The 2,198-nt window shown below is 54.2% G+C and carries 2 protein-coding genes; both read left to right on the top strand.

Annotation, left to right across the window (positions count from 1 at the left end; genetic code table 11):
• The coding region (locus tag P1U71_RS17395; RefSeq protein ID WP_301106941.1) for a TRAP transporter large permease at positions 1-1,143 on the top strand (1,143 nt) is incomplete at its 5' end.
• Positions 1,144-1,209: 66 nt separating this feature from the next.
• Positions 1,210-2,198 (top strand): nitronate monooxygenase (locus P1U71_RS17390; protein WP_301106940.1); only part of this gene is annotated, 989 nt, incomplete at its 3' end.

Raw genomic sequence — 2,198 nt, 5'->3', positions numbered from 1 at the left:
GCCCTTTCAACAACCTCATCTTATGAATTGCTGACCATTCCCATGTTCATCCTGATGGCGGAGTTTATTATCGTCAGCCGTATCGCCGATGAACTGTTTGACTGCGCGAAAACATGGATCGGCCGAACCCCCGCTGGCCTTGCTATTTCAACGGCGATTGCCGGGGCGGGTTTCGGGGCAATTTCGGGATCGAGTACGGCCTCCGCGGCGACATTGTCAGCGACAACGATCCCGGCAATGTTGCGGAATGGATATAACCCTCGGTTCGCATCGGGTGTTGTTGCCATTTCTGGTCCATTGGCGATGCTCATCCCGCCGAGCATTGCGCTGATTCTTTATGGGCTGATAGCGGATATCAGCATCGGCAAGCTGTTAATAGCTGGCATCATTCCGGGTATTCTTGTCACCTGTGTCATCATATTAACCTCGCTCTTGCTAGTCATGCTTTTCCCCCACTTTGCGCCGACCGGCCGTGCTTATAGCATGGCGGAAAAATTCCGGTCTCTGACGATTATCGGTCCGATGGTTGTATTGATATCGCTGGTGACCGGGTGTATTTATCTTGGCATCGCAACCCCGACCGAATCTGCCAGCCTCGGGGCGTTCGGCGCGATGTGCATCGCCATTGCGCGCAAACGCCTGTCCTTCCAAAGTCTTTACACGGCGATGCGAAAGGCTGCTGCGACAAGTTGCATGATCGTCATGATCATCATTTGCGCCCATATCTTCAGCTACTATTTTACCCTGACGGGCATTACGCAGGATTTGGTCGCGCTTGTCGCCAGTCTTGATGTGGAGTCCTGGGTGATCCTGATGCTGATCATCCTGTTGTATCTAGTGCTCGGCTGCTTCATGGATCAGATTGCCATTCTCTTCTTAACGGTTCCCATCACCCTGCCGATTATTCTGGCCCTTGGATACGATCCGTTCTGGTTTGGCGTTGTCGTCATCATTACGGCAGAGATCGGCCTGGTGACGCCGCCAATCGGCTTGAATGTCTTTGTCGTCTCCGCTTACTCCAACGTCAAGGTGAAGGACATCTTCATCGGCGTCTCGCCGCATGTTGTTGCCCATCTGCTGGTTATCGCGCTGCTGGCCATTTTCCCGGCAATCGTGACCTGGCTTCCCGAAACCGTTCGATAAAGGCGCTGAAATGACCTACGGGCGGGACGAGCTCAATTTTTCTAAGAGATAAGAGGAAAGATCAAAATGAAAAACAAACTTTGCGAAATGTTCGGTATCGACGTGCCAATCTTTGCATTTTCGCATTGCCGGGACGTTGTCGTCGAAGTCTCCAAGGCCGGGGGCATGGGTGTTCTCGGCATGGCACGTATGGACCCTGACCGTGTGGAAGAAGAGCTTAACTGGATCGACGCCCATATTGACGGCAAACCCTATGGTATCGATGTGCTGATGTCGGGCAATATAGAGGATTCCGGTGACCTGAAATATAAGCCGGAGAAACTGCTGCCGAAGGAACAAGTCGATTTTGTCCGCAAAATGCTCGACGATGCCGGTGTCCCGCCGCTGCCTGAAGCAGAAGAGGAAGGTATCCGGCGCGATATCGTCAAGGGGATGAACTTCACGCCTCGCGAAAGCCTTGAAATGATTGAAAGAGCGATGAGCCATCCGATAAAACTCATCGTCAACGCGCTGGGAACGCCTCCCCCGCAGCTGATCGAGACGGCACATAGCAAGGGGATTAAAATTGCAGCGCTTGCGGGCAAACCGCGACATGCCATCAAACATAAGGAAGCGGGCTGCGATTTCGTTATCGCGGTCGGGACGGAAGCCGGTGGCCATACAGGCGACGTATCCTCACTGGTTCTCTGGCCGAGCATTGTCGATGCGGTTGATCCAATGCCTGTTCTCGGCGGCGGCGGTGTTGGAAGCGGGCGACAGATGGCCGCCGCCCTCTCGCTCGGCTGCGAGGGTGTCTGGTGTGGCTCTATCTGGCTGAAAACTGTCCAGAGTGAAGTGCCGCCGGAAATTAAGCAGAAAATGTTCGAAGCGGAAGCGAATGACGCTATTCTGACGCGCAGCGTTACCGGCAAGCCCTGTCGAACCCTTAATAATAAGTTTTCGCAAGCCTGGAACCAGCCTGGTGCGCCGGATTGCCTGCCGGCACCGCTTCAAAATTACCTCTGGTGGCAGGAAGGCCGTTCCCGCGTTGAGCGCGTTCGCGCCAAGGACTTTCT

The organism is Sneathiella sp., assembly GCF_029233945.1.
Lineage (GTDB): Bacteria > Pseudomonadota > Alphaproteobacteria > Sneathiellales > Sneathiellaceae > Sneathiella.
Note: the sequence above shows the minus strand (reverse complement) of the source record. Positions and strands in the feature narration are given on the sequence as shown.